Source organism: Paenibacillus paludis (genome assembly GCF_042610515.1).
Lineage (GTDB): Bacteria > Bacillota > Bacilli > Paenibacillales > Paenibacillaceae > Paenibacillus_AQ.
The window spans coordinates 295865-318450 of sequence record NZ_JBGJZP010000004.1; the positions used below are offsets into that span (position 1 = coordinate 295865).

The 22586-nt window shown below is 48.3% G+C and carries 19 protein-coding genes; 8 read left to right on the plus strand and 11 right to left on the minus strand.

The genetic code is table 11. The features are described 5' to 3' along the window. Positions 1-46: 46 nt before the first annotated feature. From ACAN56_RS10130 to ACAN56_RS10160, 7 genes are all read left to right on the plus strand, one after another. Positions 47-1714 (plus strand): extracellular solute-binding protein, encoded by a 1668-nt coding sequence (locus tag ACAN56_RS10130; RefSeq protein ID WP_038598115.1) that lies wholly within the window; start codon positions 47-49, stop codon positions 1712-1714. A gap of 115 nt (positions 1715-1829) precedes the next feature. Next, positions 1830-3671, plus strand: coding sequence for a sensor histidine kinase (locus ACAN56_RS10135; protein WP_379142471.1), 1842 nt, complete (start codon positions 1830-1832; stop codon positions 3669-3671). A 12-nt stretch (positions 3672-3683) separates the two neighbouring features. Continuing rightward, positions 3684-5210 carry a response regulator gene (locus ACAN56_RS10140; RefSeq protein ID WP_379142657.1) on the plus strand — a complete coding sequence of 509 codons (1527 nt, stop codon included), beginning with the start codon at positions 3684-3686 and terminating at the stop codon, positions 5208-5210. Positions 5211-5386: 176 nt separating this feature from the next. Continuing rightward, positions 5387-8011 (plus strand): family 16 glycosylhydrolase, encoded by a 2625-nt coding sequence (locus ACAN56_RS10145; protein WP_379142473.1) that lies wholly within the window; start codon positions 5387-5389, stop codon positions 8009-8011. A gap of 332 nt (positions 8012-8343) precedes the next feature. Beyond that, positions 8344-9027 carry a response regulator transcription factor gene (locus ACAN56_RS10150; RefSeq protein WP_156130984.1) on the plus strand — a complete coding sequence of 228 codons (684 nt, stop codon included), beginning with the start codon at positions 8344-8346 and terminating at the stop codon, positions 9025-9027. Beyond that, the gene (locus tag ACAN56_RS10155; protein WP_379142475.1) at positions 9020-10390 is read left to right on the plus strand and encodes a sensor histidine kinase; all 1371 of its coding nucleotides are present in this window, start codon (positions 9020-9022) and stop codon (positions 10388-10390) included. Before ACAN56_RS10150 ends, ACAN56_RS10155 begins: the two co-directional genes overlap by 8 nt. 88 nt (positions 10391-10478) lie before the next feature. After that, on the plus strand, positions 10479-11846 hold the full coding sequence (locus ACAN56_RS10160; RefSeq protein ID WP_379142477.1) for a S41 family peptidase: 1368 nt from the start codon (positions 10479-10481) through the stop codon (positions 11844-11846). 300 nt (positions 11847-12146) lie between these two features. Here ACAN56_RS10160 and ACAN56_RS10165 read toward each other — a convergent pair whose 3' ends face one another. The 5 genes from ACAN56_RS10165 to ACAN56_RS10185 all read right to left on the minus strand — a co-directional run bounded on the left by ACAN56_RS10165 (position 12147) and on the right by ACAN56_RS10185 (position 16538). Beyond that, on the minus strand, positions 12147-12908 hold the full coding sequence (locus ACAN56_RS10165; protein ID WP_038598126.1) for a MerR family transcriptional regulator: 762 nt from the start codon (positions 12906-12908) through the stop codon (positions 12147-12149). After that, the gene (locus ACAN56_RS10170) at positions 12883-13809 is read right to left on the minus strand and encodes a DUF2268 domain-containing putative Zn-dependent protease (RefSeq protein ID WP_379142480.1); all 927 of its coding nucleotides are present in this window, start codon (positions 13807-13809) and stop codon (positions 12883-12885) included. The genes ACAN56_RS10165 and ACAN56_RS10170 overlap by 26 nt, the downstream gene beginning before the upstream one ends. An 83-nt stretch (positions 13810-13892) precedes the next feature. Beyond that, on the minus strand, positions 13893-14426 hold the full coding sequence (locus ACAN56_RS10175) for a YceI family protein (protein WP_038598130.1): 534 nt from the start codon (positions 14424-14426) through the stop codon (positions 13893-13895). A gap of 302 nt (positions 14427-14728) precedes the next feature. Then, complete coding sequence (locus tag ACAN56_RS10180; protein ID WP_379142482.1) at positions 14729-15736, minus strand: phosphotransferase; 1008 nt, start codon at positions 15734-15736, stop codon at positions 14729-14731. Between the two features lie 118 nt (positions 15737-15854). Next, positions 15855-16538, minus strand: a complete 684-nt coding sequence (locus ACAN56_RS10185; RefSeq protein WP_038598134.1) for a TetR/AcrR family transcriptional regulator — start codon at positions 16536-16538, stop codon at positions 15855-15857. Positions 16539-16669: 131 nt separating this feature from the next. Between ACAN56_RS10185 and ACAN56_RS10190 the strand changes: the two genes are divergently transcribed. Continuing rightward, positions 16670-18022, plus strand: coding sequence for an MATE family efflux transporter (locus ACAN56_RS10190; protein WP_379142485.1), 1353 nt, complete (start codon positions 16670-16672; stop codon positions 18020-18022). A 113-nt stretch (positions 18023-18135) separates the two neighbouring features. On the opposite strand, the gene ACAN56_RS10195 is transcribed toward ACAN56_RS10190, so the two are convergent. The 6 genes from ACAN56_RS10195 to ACAN56_RS10220 form a co-directional block, all read right to left on the minus strand. Beyond that, positions 18136-18516, minus strand: a complete 381-nt coding sequence (locus tag ACAN56_RS10195) for a hypothetical protein (RefSeq protein ID WP_379142487.1) — start codon at positions 18514-18516, stop codon at positions 18136-18138. 275 nt (positions 18517-18791) lie between these two features. Then, a complete protein-coding gene (locus ACAN56_RS10200; RefSeq protein ID WP_379142490.1) occupies positions 18792-19157 on the minus strand; it encodes a GntR family transcriptional regulator in 366 nt (121 codons plus the stop codon). Further along, positions 19154-19810 carry an ABC-2 transporter permease gene (locus ACAN56_RS10205; RefSeq protein ID WP_379142493.1) on the minus strand — a complete coding sequence of 219 codons (657 nt, stop codon included), beginning with the start codon at positions 19808-19810 and terminating at the stop codon, positions 19154-19156. Before ACAN56_RS10205 ends, ACAN56_RS10200 begins: the two co-directional genes overlap by 4 nt. Next, a complete protein-coding gene (locus ACAN56_RS10210; RefSeq protein WP_379142495.1) occupies positions 19803-20657 on the minus strand; it encodes an ABC transporter ATP-binding protein in 855 nt (284 codons plus the stop codon). The genes ACAN56_RS10205 and ACAN56_RS10210 overlap by 8 nt, the downstream gene beginning before the upstream one ends. A gap of 165 nt (positions 20658-20822) precedes the next feature. Next, a complete protein-coding gene (locus ACAN56_RS10215; protein WP_379142497.1) occupies positions 20823-21545 on the minus strand; it encodes a CPBP family intramembrane glutamic endopeptidase in 723 nt (240 codons plus the stop codon). 65 nt (positions 21546-21610) lie between these two features. Continuing rightward, positions 21611-22396: a MerR family transcriptional regulator gene (locus tag ACAN56_RS10220; RefSeq protein ID WP_379142499.1), complete on the minus strand. Its 786-nt coding sequence runs from the start codon at positions 22394-22396 to the stop codon at positions 21611-21613. Positions 22397-22586: the final 190 nt, after the last annotated feature.

The window sequence follows — 22586 nt, forward strand, 5'->3', positions numbered from 1 at the left end:
ATTCACTAATCAGTAACTTACAAAAAACCGAAAGGATGATCTTCTTATGAAGCGTAAACCCGTTAAAAGAAGTCTGACTATCATGCTGACCTTGATGCTGTCGCTGGCTCTGGCCGCATGCAGCGGCAATTCCGGCAATAATGAAAGTGCCCCGACCGCGCAGCCGGCAGACTCCACACAAGCGCCGCAGAACGAAGCAACGCTGAATCCCGATGAGCCCGCATGGAAACTGGATACGAGTCCAATCGATTTAACCTGGTTCGTCGGTGCCAACTGGTACGCCCACTCCTGGGGCGAAAGCTTGACCTCCAAGTACATTACAGAGAAAACAGGCGTCAATGTTAAGCTCGAAGTCCCTTCCGGCGAAGCGAACGAGCATATCACCTTAATGATGACCTCCGGCCAGCTGCCGGACCTTATCTCCATGGGATCATGGGAAACCGCTGTCAAAAAACTGTGGGAAGGCGACCATGTCTATGCCTTAAACGAACTGGCAGACCAGTACGATCCTTACTTCTACAAGGTGGCGGGCGACGGGACCCTGAAATGGTACCGGCAGGAAAACGGCAACACCTATGGCATTCCGAACGACTCCTACAGCCCGAACCTGATGCATGAAACGGGTATGACGGCGGCCAACCAGACGTTCCTTGTCCGGAAGGATCTGTATGAAGAAATGGGCAGTCCGGACCTCAGCACCCCGGAGGGTTTTCTGAACGCGCTGCAACTGTTCAAGGATAAATATTCGAAATATAAGGGCCAGCCGATGAGCCCCTTCTTCGCCCAAGGCAATGTGCCATACGGCATGACTGAATATCTGCATAATCTGTTGGCCATACCGCACGAGAAGGACGGAAAAGTATACGACCGCGTAACCGATCCTGAATATATTGCCTGGCTGAAAACATTCCGCACCGCTTACGAGCGCGGGCTGATCAACGTAGACTTCCTGGTGGATTCCGATACGCAGGTGGAGGAGAAAACGAATAACGCGCGCTATTTCATGATGATCCGCGAATGGTCCGGCATGACGGCCGTAAATCCGATGCTGGCTGCCGGCACCAATCCCGATTCGTATTATATCGCTGTGGATGGACCGCAGAACAGCAGCGGCGACAGCGCCAAGCTGTTCCCCGGCAATATGGACGGCTGGATGGTGACAATGATCAGCAAGTCGACGAAAAATCCGGAACGGGCCATCCGCTTCCTGACCTATCTCTCCAGCGAAGAAGGGCAGCACGATCTGTTCCTCGGCAAAGAAGGCGAAACGTGGGAGACGGTGGACGGCAAGCCTCAGCTCAAGGCTGATATGCTGAACCTGATTGAGAGCGATATTGAGACGCTGGAGAAGCAGTATGGCGTGCTCGATACGTACTGGATGATGCGTAACCCGGTTATCGTTAACCAGTGGAGACCGGAAAAAGCACCTGTGATCAAGCAGATGGAGGACTTTGCCAACGCTCAGGCCGATATTGACAGCGGCATTTACAAGGGGCTGGACCCGCTGGGCGATTCCGAGGTTGCAGTAGCCTGGTCACGGATTTCACAGAACTGGGAGGAAGTGCTGCCGGAGCTGATTACAGCCAAGGATGAGGCTGCGTTTGACAAAATCTTCGCAAGCTTCCTTGAGCGCCGTGACAGTTACGGCTTCCAGCAGGTAATGGAGTTCCGCCAGACCGAGCTGGATGTGCGGAAAGCGAAAATGGCCGATTAACAGCACTGCCGGCTGCCTGCTTACGCAGGGGTTTCAGCAAGTTCGCTCATTCTCCTGTTTACCTGCCTGAAGGTTTGTAATCCATGGTATATTACAAATGTAGGGAGGTATGGGAATGAAGGCTGTATGGATGAAAATAAGGAAGCTTTACCGCAATTCCCGTATATCACAAAAATTATTTCTGGCCTTCAGCCTGATGATTGCCATTCCTGCCATTGTGGTATCCTTCCTGTTTATCCGGGCCCAGGAAACCCAGCTCTACAAGGACGCCATGGCCACTGGCAGCAGCCACGTCTCGCGCCTGGAGGAACAGCTGCGCAGCCGCATGGATATGCTTGAGAACGCTTCCTCAACAGCTCTGACGCAGAAAGCATTTGTGGACTTCATTCATTCCGATATGCGGGCCGACGGTCTGCGGCTCGTCAAGTTCAGGCAAAATCAATACGAGCAAATGCATAATATTATTCAAAGCTACGACATGGTTAGCGAGCTAAGCTTCTATGTTGACAACCCGAATCTGTACGAGATCTGGCCGGAAATCTATCATTATGACCGCTTCTGGCCGCAGGACTATTGGAGGTCGCTGCGTGAAGAGAACGGAGCTGCTTACCGCTTGTTCTCCCTTCAGGACGGAGAGCATACGTTATCCTACTACAGATTGGTGCGCCTTCAGGGACAACAGTACAAGCGGCCTACCATCATGGAAATCCGGACCCGGCACAGCGTCTTTTTCAGCAATCTTTTGGAGGAGGAGACAGGCGGTAATTTCTTCTCTGTTGTCATGGATGGGACCGCTCCTTCACGCCATGTTTATAATACCTCGCATGCTTTTGCCCTGGACGCAGGCGGGCAGCTGGATGAGATCCTTACCCGCGTTCACGGGCAGCTCGACGTACTGCAGCATAACAATCCCGTCGAGGTCCGGGCCGGTGATCAGACCTATTATGCGCTATACCGTTACATCGCGCCGCTGGATGCCTATGTCATTGATATCGCTTCCCGCCATGATCTGATGAAGGGGCCGCGAAGCTGGTACCTGCTCGTCGTGGCCATTACATCCTGCGTGCTGCTGATGCTGCTGCTGTTAGTTTCATATATGACCCGGCGCATTTTCCGCCGTCTGGAGATGGTACTGGCTTCCATGCGCAAGGTGCGCAGAGGCCAGCTTGATGCCAAGATCCATACAGGTCTTGGCGACAATGAACCCGGCGATGAAATCGACTATGTCGCCGTCAGCTACAACAACATGCTTGATGAAATCCAGCGCCTGATGACCCAGGTCGTCGATAAGCAGCTGATCGCCAAAAACGCACAGCTCCATTCGCTCCATTCGCAGATTAATTCCCACTTCCTGTACAACGCACTGGAGTCGATCCGGATGCATGCGGAAGTGGAGCGGCAGCCGGCCATCGCCGGGGCGTTGGTGTCACTCGGTTCGCTGCTGCGTTACAGCATGCAGTGGCGGGGCGATACCGTCAGTCTCGGGGATGAGCTAGCCAATATTCAGAGCTATATCCGCTTCATTAACTTTATGGAAGGCAGCAGCTTCGAGCTGCGGGCGGACCTTCCGCCTGAGGTGCTGCGCTACCCCATTCCGAAAATGTGCATGCAGCCCATTGTGGAAAACGCCGTACATCATGCGGCGCCCCCGGGGGGCAGCGTGGTCATCGAAATTAACGTAACCGTGGAGAACAACCTCATGCTTCTGATTGAAATCCGCGACAACGGAACCGGCATCAATTCTCAGACGCTCAGCAATCTGCAAGAGGCGCTGGAGGATGAGTCGGATAACCCGATTGTCGCCAGCCAAAACGGCCTAGGATTAGAGAATGTGCACAAACGGCTGCAGCTGCACTACGGCAAGGGCAGCGGCCTTTCAATTGATAGCATACCGGGCGCCTATACATGCGTCACGATACGGTTGCCTTGGGAACAAGTCAATCTGGGGGGATGGTAAAAGTTGATCAATATGCTGATTGTGGACGATCAGAAGCATATCCGCGACGGCCTGCAGGCAATGGTGCGCCAATTCCCGCTCCAGCCGGATAGCATTTACTGCGCGGGGAATGGCATAGAGGCGCTGCAGCTGCTTCGCCAGAACAGCATCCAGCTCGTCATTACCGATATCCGCATGCCCGATATGGACGGACTGACGCTGATGGCGCACGCACGGGAAGAGCACATCACAGCTGATTACCTGATCATTAGCGGATACGGCGATTTTGCTTATGCCCAGAAGGCGATCGAACTGGGGGCGAAGGGCTATTTGCTCAAGCCGGTGAACCGCGAGGATCTGCAAGCCTCGGTTGAGCATGTGTGGCAGGAAATCCGGACCCGGCAGGCGCTTACGCACAACATGGAGCAGTTATCCCGGCTCGCCCGGGAGACGGACCGCAAGGAACTCAGCCTTTACATGCAGGGCTCGGCAAGCGATGAGGTGTGGGTGGGCGAGACGGAGCAGCAAAATGCGGAGCTATGGCGCAGCTACCGGCTCTGCCTGCTGCGCGAGGAGCGGCGGATTAACCAGCCGGGTGCCAGCAGCGCCCACAGCATGGAATCCATCGCCTACCGCGTGTATGGCAGTGAGGGCTGCCTCTGTCTTCAGCACCGGCCGCACCTGATATTAGCCGTTGATGCCTCTGTTCCTACCGACAAGCTGCCCGCCGCTCTCAAGACCGCACAGATTGGCGCTACAGCCATCATGACTGGGCTGCAGCAAGGGTTAAAGGTACTTCCCTGCGCCTACACCGAGGTCCAGGAGTTATACCGTCACAGCTATTTATTCCCCGAGCTACGCTGCATGCTGCCGGAGAACATCGCGGGGCTTATGCAGCAGTGGCAGCTTCCCCATGAGGAGCTGTACGCTTTGTTCCGTTTCATTGGAGCTAACAACGACAGCAAAATCGCCGAGGGCATCTCGATGCTTTTTCACAAAGATGTGCTGCAGCGTTATCATATTCAATATACCGATCGGTTATGCCGGGCTGTGGTGCAGATGCTGGAGGAGTACGAGTGGGTGATACGGCCTTACATGGGGGAGGATGCGCTCGATATTGAATCGCTGCGTAACCTGTATGACTATCCGGGTATCCGTGATTATATTCAGGCGCTGCAGCATCAGATGCTGCGTCTCAACCATTTCTATTACGAGTTTAAGTGCAGCTACCGTAACTCGCAGGACCTGAACGAAGCGATCCGCTTCATCCACGAAAATTACCACAAGCCGCTTGATCTCGCCATGGTTTCCAACCATGTGTCGCTGAACTACGCCTATTTCTCCAACCTGTTCAAAAAGAATGTCGGTAAAGGGTTCGCTGAATACTTGCGTGATGTACGGCTGGATAAAGCCCGGCGGCTGCTGGCCGAGACGGAATATAAAATCGTCGAGATCACGCCGCTGGTCGGGTATGAAAGCTACAAAAGCTTCACCCGGGCCTTCCGCGAAGTCATGGGTATGCAGCCCACGGAATACAGACAGATGATCCGGCGGAAATAAGTGTACCGATCCCCCTTTATGGGGGATTTTTTGGGTTCATCCTGCCTAAAGCCAAAATAATGGGCCTTCATATAAAATCCTGTACCTTTAACCGAATTATTCCATTGGTTAAAATATAGATGTAATAATCTGTAAGCGTTTTCTATTGTGCCAAACGATTCTAAAGGAGGGCAAGTATGAAACGAATGTACAAGACTGAGATTAGGCTTACACGCAAAGTATGGAGCCTGTTCCTCGCGCTGGTGATGCTGTCGGGCATCGGCTTGTTACCAGCTTCCAGGGTTCAGGCGGCGGGCAACACTGTAACGTCCATGGCTTATTTCTCGGCGGCAGACGGGCCGGTCATCTCCAAATCCGGAGTGGGGCAAGCCAGCTTCGGGTTTGTTATGCCGGTCTTCAATGGAGGCGCCGCCAGCTGGAGCGACGTTTCCGGCGATGTGGGTGTTAAGGTGAAGAAAAGTGGCAATTGGGTAGACATCGACAGCGCAGGCGGTTATGTCTATAACCAGAACTGGGGACACTGGAGCGACGGCGGCGCGAATGGCTACTGGTTCACGCTGACGGCCACCACAGAAATTCAGCTATACTCCAAGGCCAATAGCGGAGTTACACTGGATTACACGCTTGTGTTCCAGAACGTTAACACCGCAACCATCACGTCGATGACGCCGACGCAAGGGCCGGCGCTTACGGCGGGCTTCACCGGCAGCGCAGGTTTTACGTATCCCATCTTCAACAACAATCCGGGCCTCATCTATGATGCAGTAGCTCACGATCTGAAGCTGTCCGTCAAGCCTGTTAGCAGCAGCCAGTGGATTAACATCGACAACAATGCGGCCAGCGGCTGGATCTATGACAGCAATTTTGGCCAATTTACTGAAGGGGGCGGCGGTTACTGGTTTAAGGTAACAGAATCGATCAACGTCAAGCTGGAGTCGAAGACCTCTTCCGCCAGCCTCATCTACACCATTACCTTCAATCAGCCTGTCCGCAATTCATTCGTCCTCTCCGCTTACGACGGCACCACCTACACGGCGGACAAGAGCGGCGCCATCGGCTTCCCGTTACCTAAGATTGACGGAGGCGCACCGATTGGCAGCGAACTAGGCAACTTCGTGTACCAGATTAAAAAAGGCGGGCAATGGGTCGATCTCAGCAACTCCGGCCAGAGCGGATTCGTCTACGCGGGCAACGGATACAATAACATGTCCGCCGCCAACCAGTGGGGATACTGGGCAGACTACGTCTACGGCCTCTGGTTCCAGCCGATTCAGGAGAACATGGAAATCCGTATCGGCTACCCGTTAAACGGGCAGTCCGGCGGAAACGTCGGCAGCAACTATGTGTATTACAACTTTATTGGCAACCCCAATGCACCGCGTCCCGATGAAACCGACCATGAAGACATTGCCATCGGGACGCCAAGTGATCCGGCGATCGCCGGCATGAACCTCATCTGGCAGGATGAATTCAGCGGCACCGCACTCGATACAAGCAAATGGAATTATGAAACAGGCTATTACATCAGCGATGATACTAACAGCTGGGGCTGGGGCAATGCAGAGATGCAGCACTACACGAACAGCACACAGAACGTATTCGTGACTGGCGGACAGCTGAACATCCGGGCCTTGAACGATCACCGTTCGTTCCCGCAGGACCCGAACCGGTACGCGGAGTATTCCTCCGGCAAAATCAACACCAAGGCTCATATGTCACTTGAATACGGCCGGGTGGACATCCGCGCCAAGCTGCCTACCGGCGACGGCATCTGGCCGGCGCTCTGGATGCTGCCGGAGAATTCCGTATACGGAGCCTGGGCTGCATCCGGTGAAATCGACATCATGGAAGCCAAAGGGCGGCTGCCCGGCACCACCAGCGGCGCTATCCATTTCGGCGGCCAATGGCCGGTGAACCGCTATATCGCCGGTGAGTATCACTTCCCGCAAGGGCAGACGTTCGCGAACGATTACCACGTCTATTCTATGGTGTGGGAAGATGACAACATCAAATGGTATGTAGACGGCAAATTCTTCTTCAAAGTAAGCCGTGAGCAATGGTATTCTGTCGCCGCGCCGAACAATCCCGACGCACCGTTCGATCAGCCGTTCTACCTCATCATGAACCTGGCAGTCGGCGGCCATTTCGACGGTGGCCGCATACCGGACCCATCCAGTATCCCGGCTACAATGCAGGTGGATTATGTACGGGTGTACAAAGAAGGCACAGGCGGCGAAAATCCCGGCAACGTTCCAGTTAGCGGAGTCACCGTCACACCGTCCTCTTCCCAAGTAGAGGTAGGCAAGAGCGTCCAGTTAACTGCGGGCATAGCGCCTTCGAACGCTACCAACAAAGCGGTCAACTGGTCAGTCTCCAATCCCGGCATCGCCTCCGTCAACGCAACCGGCAGCGTAGCCGGCATCGCGCCGGGCGTTGTCACCGTAACAGCCACAACCGCTGACGGCAGCAAAACGGCCGCCAGCACTATCACCGTCGTCACGCCGGCACCCGGCACCGTCGTCATCGGTGACAGCGTGCGCGGCCTGAAGAAGACCGCCAACAACCTGCAATTCTACGTTAACGGCGCGACCTTCGCCGACCTGCACTACAAGATCAATGGCGGCGGCCAGATCAACGTTGCCATGACCTCTACAGGGAACGGCAACTTCACCTACCCGCTCCTCAACCTGCAGCAAGGGGATACAGCGGAATACTCCTTCACCTACAACCCGGGTCAAGGAGCGCTCGACACGCCTTGGCAAACGTATGTGCATGGATTGACGCAGGGGGTTCCGGAGTAGGGATTATGGCGGGATGAGCTGATTAAGCGAAATGCAAACAACCAAGCGATGCCCTGGGGCAATGCTTGGTTGTTTTTACCTAGATTACGGAGTATTGAATCGTTTTGCAACGCCCCCCCTTTCTGTGTAAGATAATAGTGAGGGGACTTGTCATTATGACGATAGGGCTTCCGTTCAATGGAAACCTTTCTTTAATGATAGAAAGTTCGGTGAAGCGTTAAACCGAATTTGGCAAGAAAAGCTTCAGCTTGCGCAGGGTCATTCCTCACGGAGCGGGCTTCGAATAGATGCTTTTCTCATGGCAGGGAAAGTTAGTACGAGGTGAATGAAGATTGCCGACGATTATGGTAGTGGATGACGACGCCTATGTCCGCGAACTGGCAGGGCTGTTATTAAGAGACGAAGGTATGGACGTCGTAGAGAAAGTGGATAGTCTCGAAGCCTGGGATTATTACTTGCATCATTCCGTCGATTTAATCATTTTGGATATTATGATGCCCGGCATGGACGGTTGGGAGCTGTGCAGAAAGCTGCGGGAGGCCGGGGACAAGCCGATACTGATGGTCACGGCCAAAAAGGAGTCGCTGGACAAAGTCAAAGGCTTTCGATTGGGGACGGACGATTATTTGACCAAACCTTTTGATCCGATGGAGATGGTTATGCGGGTCAAGGCACTGCTCAAAAGGTATCGGATCGCTACCTCCCATATCGTGAAGCTCGGTCGAGTCATTCTCGATAAAACGAGCTACCAGGTTCACTTTTCTGATACGGGCGAGGAATGGGCTCTTCCTTTAAAAGAATTTGAGCTGCTTTACAAACTGGCCAGTTATCCCGGGCAAATTTTTACGCGCGACATGCTGATCCGCGACATTTGGGGTTACGCGTACAATGGGGATGAACGCACCGTGGACACGCATGTCAAACGTCTGCGCGACAAGTTTGAGCAGTATGCCGAAGATTTCCGCATCGTAACGATGCGCGGCATGGGCTACCGTCTGGAGGCGTATCATGATTAACTCGCTCTATGCCCGCGTCGTGTTAACGTTTCTGGGGGTCGTCATAGTCAGCCTGCTCTCGGTTTTATTCGTTCAAAGCTATTTCTACAAAGGCCATATCGAAGCGACAGTGGAAGAGAAGATGATTGGCAATGCCCAAATGATCATTCAATTATATAAGAAATTGGCTCCGAAGGATGCGAAGGCTTTCGTGGAAGTAAGCAATTCTATGCCCTTTTATAAGATACGGTTTTATGACAGCGCGGGAACGCTGCTGAACCCGGGGAGCGCTGCTCCAGACCGGCAGAAGGATCAACCGTATCTGCAGCAAGTGCTCAAGCAAAACAAAATTTATCACAACGGGTCCAGCGAGGATGATGAGATTACGGTTGGCCTGCCTTTTGCGCTGAACGGTTCGCCGCACGTCTTGTTGGTTACGACCCAGACCAGTTTTGTCTTCGACGAAATCGATTCCTTGATCCGGTATCAGCAGCTGTTTACTCTCGGTTTGGGAAGTATTCTGGTGTTGATTGCTGCGCGGTATATGGTCAGGCCCATCCGGAAGCTGACGCATGCAACGCAAAGAATGGCCAGGGGCGATTTTAACGTTGGCCTGTCTACCAAACGTCGTGACGAAATTGGACAGCTTACCCTAAGCTTTAACGCGATGGCGGCTGAATTGGGAAGGCTGGATATGCTCCGTCGGCGGTTTGTTTCCGATGTATCCCACGAAATCCAATCTCCTCTAACGTCGATCAAAGGATATACCCGTGTGCTGAAGATCAAGTCCATGGACGAGAAAACCCGTATGCGGATGCTGAATATTATCGACGAGGAGAGCGACAGGCTGTCCCGGCTGTGCGACGATCTGCTGGAATTGACCAGCCTGGAGCACGAGCATGCAAAGCCCGCCCCGCAAAAGTTTCGTCTCGACGAGCAACTGCGCAAAGCTGTCATTCGCCTGGAACCGCAATGGTCTGCCCGCAATCTGGATATGCAACTTATGCTGGAACCGATAACCATTGTGGCGGATGAAGACAAGATGAATCAGGTGTGGAACAACTTGCTTGGCAATTGCATCAAATTTACCGCCGATCCTGGAAAGATAATGGTGGAGTCCTTCAAGAAAAGCGAAAGCGCAGTCGTCCGAATGACGGACAATGGAATCGGCATACCTGAGGAGGAAATCAGCCAAATTTTCAAACCGTTCTACAAAGTGGATAAAGCGAGAAACCGCAATGTTAGCGGCAACGGAATCGGTCTTTCCATCGTGAAGCGAATTGTCGATCTTCATCATGGAAAAATCGAAGTGTCCAGCAGATTGGAGAGCGGAACCTCCTTCTCGATCACACTTCCCCTCGAAGATACAAAGCCCGAATTGTAATCCTCCGTTCAAACTGAGGACAAATTCGGGCTTTATACTATCCTCGAAAGGTCAATTTTATATTTTTTGATCAGAAGGAGGACCAAAAATGAAAGTATTGATTGCCATCTTGACCCTCCTGACATTCAGCATGTCGGGAACCTATGTCCAGGCGAAGGAGAACCAGAAGCAGCCGCCCCCCGCAACCGCAGCCGCCGAGCGCCAGCTTTGGCAATCGAAAGGGTATGGCCATATATTCGAAATAGAAGGCCAATCCGTTAAGGTCTACGGCTACACCAAGGACAGCTTGGTACCGTTCGGGAAAGGAAATATCGAGAACAACGGCGACATTTATATTAATGAAATTTACGACAACACCAAAACCCAGGAGCAATTTAATGCCCCGCGATATCTGATGGGCCGCTTCGTTAACGGCAGCTTGACCGATGGCTTGGGGTACGTGCAGCATCTCAAACGGATCGATAATCTTCCCAAGGTGAAGTATAACGGATTCAGCAATGATCCCGTGCAAAATTTTGAAGTATTCTGGCAATCCTTTGAAGAGAATTTCAGTTTCTTTCCGCTCGTCAAAGTGAATTGGAAAGAGGTGTACAAAGAGTATCGGCCCAAAGTTAGCGCCGCTACCTCCGAGAAGGAACTGGAGGACATTTTGACGCAAATGTTCCAAAAGCTAAACGACGGACACAGCATCATATTCGGTAAAAAGGGTTTGATCTTCTCCAAGTCCAAAGTTGAGCGAGAGGAATTTTTCAATGCCAATTCGAAGTCGATGCAACGAAACGTCGAAGACGGATATATGAAAGGGACGGTAAAGAGCAAGCTCGACGGGCGCATTGTTTATGGCCAAACGAAAAGCGGCGACGCTTACATCAAGCTGATTGGTTTTGACGAGTCCGATCCGCAGAAAATTGACCAAGCGCTGGCGGAAATGGTGCAGGATCTGGCGAACTGCCGCAACTTTATGATCGATATGCGCTTTAATGAGGGGGGCGAGGACTTCTTCGGGTTGAAAATAGCCGGCTTGTTTGCCGAGAAACGCACGCTGGCGTATGCCAAACAGGCCCGAACAGGCGGATACGAGCAATTCTCCAAGCCTACGCAGGTATATATTGAACCGGGAGCAAAGCAGTTTTCAGCTGACAATATTGTGGTGCTGACCAGTCCGATAACGGTAAGCGCCGGCGAGACAGGGACGATGGCCTTAAAAGCATTGGACAAAGTAACGGTTATCGGGGAAAAGACGTGCGGATACTTTTCGGACATGCTGCTTAGACTGTTGCCGAACAAACAGTTATTCTCCCTGAGCAACGAACGCTATACATCGCCTGACGGCACTAATTACGAGCAGCGCGGCCTACCGCCGGACGAAAAGATCATGATCAAGCAAGCCGATATTGATGCCGGCAAGGACCCGGTGATGAACCGAGCCTTGGAATTGCTTAAAAAGAAGCCATAAGGGATCCCTTTCACTCAGCGGGACTCCTCCAATGGGATAAAACACAAGCCCCTGGCAAATGTAAATGCCGGGGGTTTTTTGGCGTTCATTCCGCAAAATCACCGGGTATCCCGAAACCATTCCGTAAGGCGGACGGACGGATACCCTTTTCTTTGCCAAGAATGCCCACGCTGATCATTGTGGCCATTCTTGATTTCGTGTACACTTCTATTTTTTCACACTCGTGATGATGTATTTATTCTTTTGACTTGAACAATCGTTACTCCGCAGCACCTACTTGGTTGCGCCCTTGATACCGCGTTACATTTGATTGATATGATGTATAATTGCATGATATAAAAATTCGGCTAAATCTCCATCGCTATATTGATTTATATAATTATTGAATCGACTATCTATTTTATACGTATTTGCAATGCATGTTAACATTTCAGAATCACATGCCATAGATTGTTCGAGATAACTTTTCCATTCTGTGATTAATTGCTGCACTTCATTTGAAGAAGGGGATTGATGAATACAGGATGCTATTTTTCTGAATACCCTTTCCATGTTTTGTTCAAATCCAGAATATAGGCCCGCTTTTTCATTAGGAGCGAGTTTTTCCATCTTCTCCTCGAACTCCTTGTATGCCTCTGTTTCTCCATAGATGAATTTCGCTTCATGATCATATTGTTCTTGTAATGGTAAAATAGATGAATCATTAAAAATTCGTAAGTTGTAAATATCCTTCCCCGACACATACTCATCCAATGCAGTAATGATTGTTTCTAATTTTTGTTTTCTCGATATTAAAGTTTGGCTATGCTTTTTTAATATTTGCTTCTGCTCTTGTTTCGCAAGCTTCAAAATATCCGCTATTTCCTTCAGGGAAAAGTCCATTTCCTTTAAAAATAAAATCGTTTGAAGTTTTTCTAAACTGTTTCGATCATAGAGACGATAGCCTTTTTCTGTTAAGTAAGTCGGCTTAAATAAATTTATTTTATCGTAATATTGTAAGGTTCTAGTGGTTATGCCTGTAATTTTAACGATATCTTTAACCGTTAATAATGGTTTCTTCATCCCAAAATCCTTCTATTTCGTCTAGTATTTGATTGGCAGGTGTAATCGTTGCTTCAAAGATCGTTTTCCCTGCTTTATCTAAGTAGTATTTAATTAAATAATAACCACAGGCATAACCAGCACTATAAGGCATATTGACCGGATCATAGTTTTGAAGTTTTGCTATTTCGTCACCATAAAGATACGGTGCAATTTTATCAAAGCCTGTTAGTTGTAATTGTTCCTTGAGCACAGGCTTAATATGCTTATTAAGCGTTTCTGGATTTGTTTTCGACACCCAAGGGCCTAGTAGATCTTCCCCAAAGATGGAAGTAGCGAAGTTTTCTGCTAATCCTTCACTTACGATTAATTCACCTAAGGTAACGGTATGATCCCATTGAATAAATTGATACCGAACATTATGGTTACATTCGTGTGCTAAAGCAGCCTTCATTCGAGTTATTGTATATTCATTTGGCACAAGTGTACACAATATGTAGCCAGGAATACCCCCATCACCACTATATCCTTCACTTAACATTAATGAAGGGCTTTCCGGGTTCCCTAATTGAATGGTAAATAAGTAATCGGCTACAGATAAGCTTACTCCATGCTCTGTAAATAAATGAAGGCTTTTCTTTACAGCATTTTCACACTCAGACCAAAAAGAATCGGACGAAATTAAACTTATTTCTGTTGAAAGCTCATTTGTGATCTGATTAGGAGAGATGTTCATTATATTATTCAAAGTAATAACATCAAAACCATTAGACTCCTCAGCTTTAAAAGGAATATGTTGGATTTCCCATTTTTTCATAAAAGGAGCCAACATTTCTTGTCTGAATAACTCAACCTTTTCCTCTTGTGGAGCTTGTGCAACTTTTCGGTAAATTATATCTGAACGTAATGACTTTATATTCATAACTTTCACCCCTCGTTTATTATAGTGAAAATTATGCACTATGACGTTGCGTAATAGTCAAGAGATTAAGATCAAAATATAAGCTAATCTATTCTAATTGCCTCGATATAAAGCTCGATCTTCACTTCATTTCCGACGATTATACCACCCGTTTCCAGCGGCGAGTTAAATGACAAGCCAAATTCGTTGCGTTCGATACTGGCTATTGAATGAAATCCTGCACGCTCCCGGCCACGAGGATCTTTGTTTAGTCCTTCAAAAACGGTCTGAAAAGTGATGGGCTTTGTTACTCCATGCAGAGTTAAATTGCCCGTAAGTTCATATTGCCGTTCGCCAGCTAGGACGCAGCTGGTGCTTTGAAACGTAATGGTTGGATACTTAGCTGCATGAAAGAATTCGTCGCTCCTCAGGTGCTCGTCCCGTTGCCGTTGGCGAGTTGTGAGACTATTTGCGTCTATGGAAGCCTGTATACCCATGGTTGTTAAATCGTTGGGGTCAAAGCTTAAGGTCGCTTGGAAATGCTCGAATACTCCTTTAATTTTATTAATCATTAAATGCGTCACCGAAAACTCGACGGAGCTGTGGTCCGGATCTACTTCCCAATTGACATTGCTCATGAATAAATTCCACCTTTATGATAAGATTCTGAGAAAGGTCGCCCTATCTCCAAAACACTGCGAAATTCGCATACTCCTAATATACAAAAACGCTACTGACAACGTGATGTCAGTAGCGTTCTAGCATTTTTTCGGCTTTCTCGTAAATCCGATTTCGGAATGATTCAGGCTCCACCACCTTTACATTCCCTCCCAGCTGTCTGTAACGGCAAGTTTTTAGGTCATCCTTTGCGGATGGCCCTTTCTTCAAAAATCGCTTTATTCAACTACCGTATCCGTGCACTAGGTTAGCGTACATCCAGCTAAATGTCCCCAAGTAGAGTGTCGAGTTGCTCCCACCGCTCCGCAGTGTGAATCATTTCTTCGGCAAAACGGACAGGGACCACGCTGGACGATTCGAACGACGGCTGAATCCACCAAAGCGATTCGATACACCAGTCGTACTTGATTGCCCTTAAAATCGAGCCCGGCGGTAGCTGCCGCACACTACGGTAGCCTTCAGTGAAAGCGACCACTGCATCCTTGCGGAATCCGCGCTCGCTGAGCGTGCCGGAAAGAACTGCCCGCCCGAGGTCCAGCGCCGGAAACGAGTAGCGTGCCCGGTCGAAATCAACGATGGCTGCCAGAGCATCTCCTTCGAAAAGCAGGTTGTCTGCCCACAGATCGAGGTGGGCCCAGCCGGCAGTCAGCGGCTTAAAGTCATCATCTCCAAGGGAATCAACAATCGCCTTCTGTAATTGCAATGCATTCCGGACACGCTCAGACGAGTCACGGGCCGCCTCCCAACTTACCTCCCAGGTGCGCTCCAGCTCCTCGCGAGACAACTGCCAAACCGGTTCCTCCGGCGGCACTGCTGCTCCGAGGCCTGATGCCATCGCGGAATCCCAGACGGTATGCATATCCGCGGCAGCCCGTCCGAGTGCGTGCATCCTATGCTCACCGATCATGCCAGCAGGCACCATAGCGCCCGGACAGCACGTCATGACGGTCATGTACCTTCCGCACGGCAGAATGTGCATGCAGCGCCCATCCAAAGTCAGCGGCTCAGGACACGGTCCTCCCGACTGATAAAAAAGAAGTTGCAGCTGCAGCGCATTTTCAATCTTGCCGCGAAACTCCGGGTCATGCATCTTAAACCGCTCAGGGTGATAGCTTTTGGCGAACAGCCACCCCTTGTTCGTCTTGACAATCCACTTCTCGTTCAATAGCCCACGCCTAACACGCTCGGCGGACAGCAGCTCAGCCGAAAAATGCTTTTTCAGCCAGTCCGCGATTTCGTTGACTAATTGGTCCTCAGTCGTCAACAGCATTAGAATCCAACCTTTCTAAATCCCTCCGCACCTGAACAGCGAAACTGCGCAGAGAGCGTAGTAGAGTTATAAAGTTTCTTGGCGGTCAGTTATGATGTCGAACTCTCCAGATGACATACTACTTCTCCTGCTCCTTTATCACTTGCTCAATCCCGAGCAGAATCAGCTTCAGGCCGAACTCAAACGCCCCGTCGGTCCCCATTAGCTCGAATAGCCCGTTCGTAAACATCCTGCGGAACAGTCCTGCATCCGTCTCGCTCATGGAATCCAGAAGGCGAATCATCTCCTCACCCGGAGCTGCTCCCGGGTCCTCCTTAAGGATAGCGGAGACATTGCGCTCATGCTGATAATCGTCTAGGACGAAGTAGTAGACATAGTTCACAAGCGTAGTAATCACTTGCATTTTCTGCGCTTGTGTAAGCGGCGTCGACTCCACGCAGAGCAGCATACGGTTGGTGAACCGGATGATGTCCGGTTCGTGGGGCAGCGTCATCATCATGAGCTGCGTAGAGCAGGGATATCGGCTGAGCACGCTCCGTACTGTTACCGCAAGCCCTGTCAGTTGCTCCTTCCAATCCCCCTCGGAGTGAAACTCTTCCAGGATCACCTTCGATACCTGATTGGCCAAGCGCTGGTAAAGATCCTGTTTGCTCTTGAAGTACCAGTACAGGGAGGGAGCCTGAATCCCCAGCCTGTCGGCCAATCGCCTCATGCTGAATTTCTCGATATCCTCCTCTCCAAGAAGCTCCCACGAGGCTTCCAGAATCCTGTCCTCCGAAATTTGAGGCTGCTGCTTTTTCATCATTATCCGCCCTTTATCTAACAGTGTAAGTTTATGCTTTACAGGTTTATAGGTTCATGATATCATCTAACACTGTAAGGTTCAATCTAACACCGTTAGATTGGATACAATAAAGAAAGTGGTGATCCAACATGGATGCAGAAAACCTCTATTACTTTGAAAAAGCACCGGTCGCAAAGGCCGTAGCTCACTTCGCTATACCGATGATGCTAGGCACATCAATGAATGTCATATACTCCATCTTGAATGCCTATTTCCTTGGTACACTCCATAATACTGCTATGTTAACCGCACTCGCGCTAACCTTGCCACTATTCGCAGTCATTATGGCGCTGGGCAACTTGATTGGCATGGGCAGCGGTACCTACATCTCCCGTATGCTAGGAGAGAAAAAGTATGATGACGTAAAGCATGTGTCTTCATTCGCTTTTTACAGCAGCTTAGTTCTCGGTCTTCTCGTGATGGCCGCGGGTCTCCCGTTGATCGATCCCATCGTTCATGGCCTTGGGGCCACGCCTGACTCCTTCGGATTCACGAAGGACTATGTCACGGTTATGCTTATCGGTTCACCGTTCGTCGTGCTATTTTTCACGCTGGAGAATATCGTGCGCTCGGAGGGTGCAGCCATCACGTCGATGATCGGTATGATTCTCAGTGTTGTTGTAAATATCATTCTCGATGCGCTCGTCATCTTCGTGTTCCATTGGGACGTGATCGGCGTTGCGTCAGCTACGGTCATTTCTAACTTGGTTGCGAGTATATACTACGCCTTCCATATGGGATATAAAAGCCAATTTTTAACTGTCTCCATAAAATGGTTCAAGGCTACCAAAGACATTCTGGGCAATGTATTCAAAATCGGGGTTCCCGTCTTTATTATGAGCATCTTTTTGGGGGCAATGTCGCTTATCTTCAACCATTTTCTTGTCGAATACGGGGATTCGGCCGTAGCGGCTTACGGAATTTCATCACGTTTATTGCAATTTCCTGAGTTTATTCTGATGGGCTTATGCGAAGGGGTCGTGCCGCTCATTGCCTTCTCTTTTACAGCGGATAAATTGCGCATGAAGAATACCATTGGATTTACGATCAAAGTGATTGTGGGGTTAGCAGCCGTATTCGGCATCATCGTCTATTTAGTTTCCGACCATTTAATTGGTCTATTTACAAATGACCCGCAATTAATTGAAATGGGCAGCTACATTCTGCATGTGACGTTCTTATCCTTGTTCATTACAGGAATGACCACTCTGTTTACCGGGGTCTTCCAGGCAACAGCGCAAGGAACGGCCGCGTTTATTATGTCAATTATTCAAGGTGTTACGCTGATTCCTGTGCTTTATATCGCCAATCAAATGAACGGCTTCCACGGGGTGGTCTGGTCGATTGTCATTGCGGATGCCGCCGCATTCCTTGTCGGTGCCGTCATGCTGTATGTTCTGCGGAACAAATTGCAGCCGGAATTGGATAGTTTGGTACAGTAGAAGTTATGTAACAGCCAGATCAGCCAACCTTGGAGTTCTGCGGCCTCTTTAAAAAAAGAAGGTGCGAGAAGCCGGTTCATCACCGGACGCTTTTCGTACCTTCGCTTTTTTGTCTAAATCAACGCGTTGAAATGGCCCTCTGAGTTTACCGTCGCCGTCCGGGGATCAGTCAGACCGGCGCCCTTGAGGCCTCCCTTTCCTTCAGCCCGCCAGAGCGGGAGATGGTCTTGAAGCGGAGGAGCCAGTACAAAATCGACCGGGGTGCTACTCCCACTTTTCTGCACCAGTTGGGCCTCCATCAGTCGAATTTGCCGCTGCAGCTGCTCCCGGCGATAAGGAGTCTGCATCTCTCCGCCCTGCGCTGCATTCACCTTGTCCAGTTCCATCAGCAGCCGGTTCCGCTGCTTCTCCAGGGAACTGACATCGCTTTGTGTGCCACCGTAAGCTGCAATGGCTTGTACCGAGCTGATGCCTGATACTGTCTGTGTCGCCATGATCTGTCCCTCCGTTTCCTTGGCTCCTACTCCAAATTCAGCCAAATTTGAAAGTTCTAATCATGTCTATTACCCGTCCACCCCCGCCATGACAACATCCCAAACGTATATCGGATAAAAATCGTCGCATAGTCTCAGTCGGCCGCTTGTTTCGACCATACCAAAGACCCACCCAGGACCTGTAAAAGTCCCTTCAAGGTAAATCATTAATCTGCAGCATAAATACAGGCTCCTGCGAGCTTTTTCATGATACCTTATTTCATTTTTCTGTACTGTTAATAAATCTTGTTCAGCAGCCCAATCACTTCATCAAGGGTGAGGCCAAAGGACTTGTAATATGATGTGTCGCTGGCCATTTGCTTCAGGACCATTTCGTTGCGTATCCGCAGCATCTCATCGGGCGAGAATTCGGCTACAAAACATCCTTTACCTGTTATCGTATTGATCAAACCGCTTCGCTCAAGTTCTTCCCACGCTTTCTTTACGGTGATAACACTAACATGAAGCTCCAGGGCTGCCTGACGAATGGGCGGTAAACAATAGCCGCTTTCCAGCTCACCTTTCAGAATTTGTGCGCTGATCTGTTCGTAAAGCTGCTGATAAATCGGTTTCTCGGATGTGCTCGAAATCGTTACGTTCATAATATCTCCACTCTTAGGAATCTCTTTACCGCAATCCGATAGGCAATCAGGGTGAATGAAATAAAAATTACGAGGCCCGCGATCAGAATAGATAGCTGCAGCGCTTTATTATCCGTCCCGGAGCCATAGAAAATGTCGTTCATCCAAGGACTCTGGATTCCGGCCCATTGGGCCAATCCGGCAAAAAGTATAGCGGCCGTAGTGGATGCGGTCGTTGCCGCGCCATATTTATACGCCGTCTTGTAGTACATGGATATAAATATGATGTTGAAGATCGCAAGCATGATAAAGCATAATCCCCAAAAACCCATGTGTGGTGCATAGAAAATGTAAGTCAGATGAGGGTATAAGAGAAACGTAAATATACCGAAGATCATCGCAACAAGAAGATGCATTAGTTCAAGAATGACAACAACGGCTATCCTGGACTTCACGATGTCTGTTTTGGTCACTGGCATCATCGTACTAAACATCAAATCGTTCTGACTTTTAAATCCGCCAAACATGTTCGGTACAGTTATGAAGCAGAAATATAGCGGGACAAGAAAGTAGACCCAACCGGGAATAAGCATTAAGCCACCCAGAATTAAGGGTAATACGAAGAACCAGGGATTTACTCCTAATTTCAAATCCTTCATCACCAAATTATACATATACATCCCCCCTTTTCGCGAAGTAGATCATGATTTCATCGAGGCTGGGCGTGGTTGCCCTTAGGTTGGAGGATGGATCGAAATCATTGGCATGAATCAATCCGGTAAAGCCGAACGAGTTGATTTTGTAGGAAATCAAATATTCCTTTACTTCGCTCAATTGGGCCTCGCTGCCGCTGATTAAACGATAGGACTCCTTAAACTCGTTTTTCTCGGAACTGGCGACGATTTGCCCGTGTTCAATGAAGGTTATATAATCCGCACATCTTTCCAAGTCGGATGTAATATGGGTAGAGAAAAGAATACTGATCTCGCCGCCAATGATAAGCTCCTGAAAGATATCTAGAAGATCGTCTCTTGAGACAGGATCGAGTCCGCTGGTCGGTTCATCAAGGATAAGCAGCTTTGCGCCATGCGATAAAGCAAGGGTCAAGCTGTACTTTACTTTCATTCCTGTAGACAGTTCCGCTATTTTTTTATTTTCATCCAATTTGAACCTTTTTAGATAGTTGTAGTACGTTTCATCATTCCAATTCTTATAGAACTTCTTTGTAATATCGGTTAGCGTTTTTATCTTGCTGCGTGTATAGAAATCGATATCACCGAATGCGCATCCAATTTCCTGCTTCAATTCGATTTCATGTTCAGCGATGTTTTTGCCAAAAATGCTGATCTCACCACTATCGGCTTGAACCATGTTCAAGATCGATTTTATCGTGGTCGTTTTTCCCGCGCCATTGACCCCGATAAAACCCATAATATAACCCTTCTCCAATTGAAAAGATACATCTTTGATCTGAAAGTGAGGATATCTTTTATTTAAATTTCTAATATCTAATGCCAGCATACCATACCTCCTCAACAAATTGTGTATTCCGTGTATACACAATGTATCATGAGGCTTTTACAAAGTCAATTGGTACACGACGACGGATACACTGATGCCGAGCAGCGCCACACATCCCTGATCCCCGAATAGTGATAACCTTTTTTAACGGGATTACGGTACGGTTCACAATAACATGACTAAAGCTATTACATCTGTAAAGTTAGCCAAGCAATGTACGAATATTCCTAATTTCAAAGAATCTTTTTTGTATACCAAATAAAATAATGGTGAAAATGCCACAATTCTTGCGACTATAAGCCAAGGGGACCAGAAATGATAAACTGCAAATAATACGAGATTGACCAGTACACTATACTTGCCCATCCATTTCATACGTGCCAGTAGAAATCCTCGAAAATAGAGTTCCTCCGTTATGGGTAGTATAAGTGTAATAAAGAAAAAACTTACTATTATTGCAATTATGATAAAATTTTTACTGAATAGGCTCATGTCCTGGACATAATTGTACTCACTTGGAAGCCAATGAAATACTGAATTTAATATGTAATTTGAAAATGGTTGTAATGCCTTCATAAGTATTCCTGCCACTGTAAGCAATAAAAGAGTGTAGACTACATATTCTTTAACCTTCATCTTACTTTTTAGGCCCAGTACCTTAAAGATATTGAAATTCCCCGTTTCCTTTTTGGCGACATAAAATAAATATCCCAGTTCTATAGGAAATACTGAGAAAAAACCGGCTATGCCTAGCGTAACAATTTTAGGATATTCTGTTAAACTGCCCGCTTTTAATAAAAATAGATAACATAGACTTAACGCTATTCCTGGAAATAAGTGAAGTATTATAAGCTTCCATATGCTTCTGATCTCATTTTCATTATTCATATCCTGTTCCCCCCATAATTTAATTCTTCTATAACTTAAACTATGGGGCCATCCCAAGGTCAACCTTATTCAATGGGGATATAAACTTCTAAATATGACTTTAATATTCCTTCGTGGTAGCCTACTAATAACATCCCTATAATTACTATGCCTTTATGTTTATAATTATTGGCATCCATCCACTTCTCACCCTTTATAAAGTTATCCTCCATCACGTCTTCATACTGTACTCCATCTTCAACAATCGTATATATACATTTTTCATAGTCTAAAATATCCGTTTCCCCTACAGCATTATCAGCCTCTATATCTTTCGTAACCAGCATTGTATTGGATTGTATTCCCTCTTCATTAAAAAGGATATACCGTTTTAAACTCTTGAAAATTGGTTCCTCAGCTAATTGATCTCTGTTATTATGTATAACTTCAAATTCCTTATAAGCTCTGAAATCTGATATTTCTCCCAATATTTTTATAGGTGCCATGGGCCTAATCGAATAATTATTTAAGTGTTTTTCAATATCGTTGCAATCCTTTTTAGCCTTTTCAATTCTATGGGCTATAGTATTTAATCTGGCTATATTTTGAATTATTTCATTGTGCTTTTCATCCAAAATACCTTGCATATCTTTTATATCACTTTCTTTGCATAGCTTCTGAATAGCCTTAAATTCCAAATCCAATGATCTATAGAACTCTATTGCTAATACAGTATCTATATCTTTAAAATCATATTGTCTATAATTATTCTCATTATTTTGTATTGGTGTCAAAATCTCTTTTTCTTCATAATATCTTAACTTATCCTTGGAAATTCCCATGATATTAGCGATCTGACCTATTGTGTACATAGTCCCTCTCCTTACTTCTCTTCTATTCTCTTGGTGATAGTAATCTTAATCCCGGCTCAACGCTTCAATTAATTCCCCGGAGATTCCGAAAGCGGACGCTCCTACTCCGCCGCTTCCGACAGCCATGCATGGCCTCCTCGTAGAGATATAACCTTGTCCGTTCAGCACAATCTCCAGCTCCTTCCCTGCG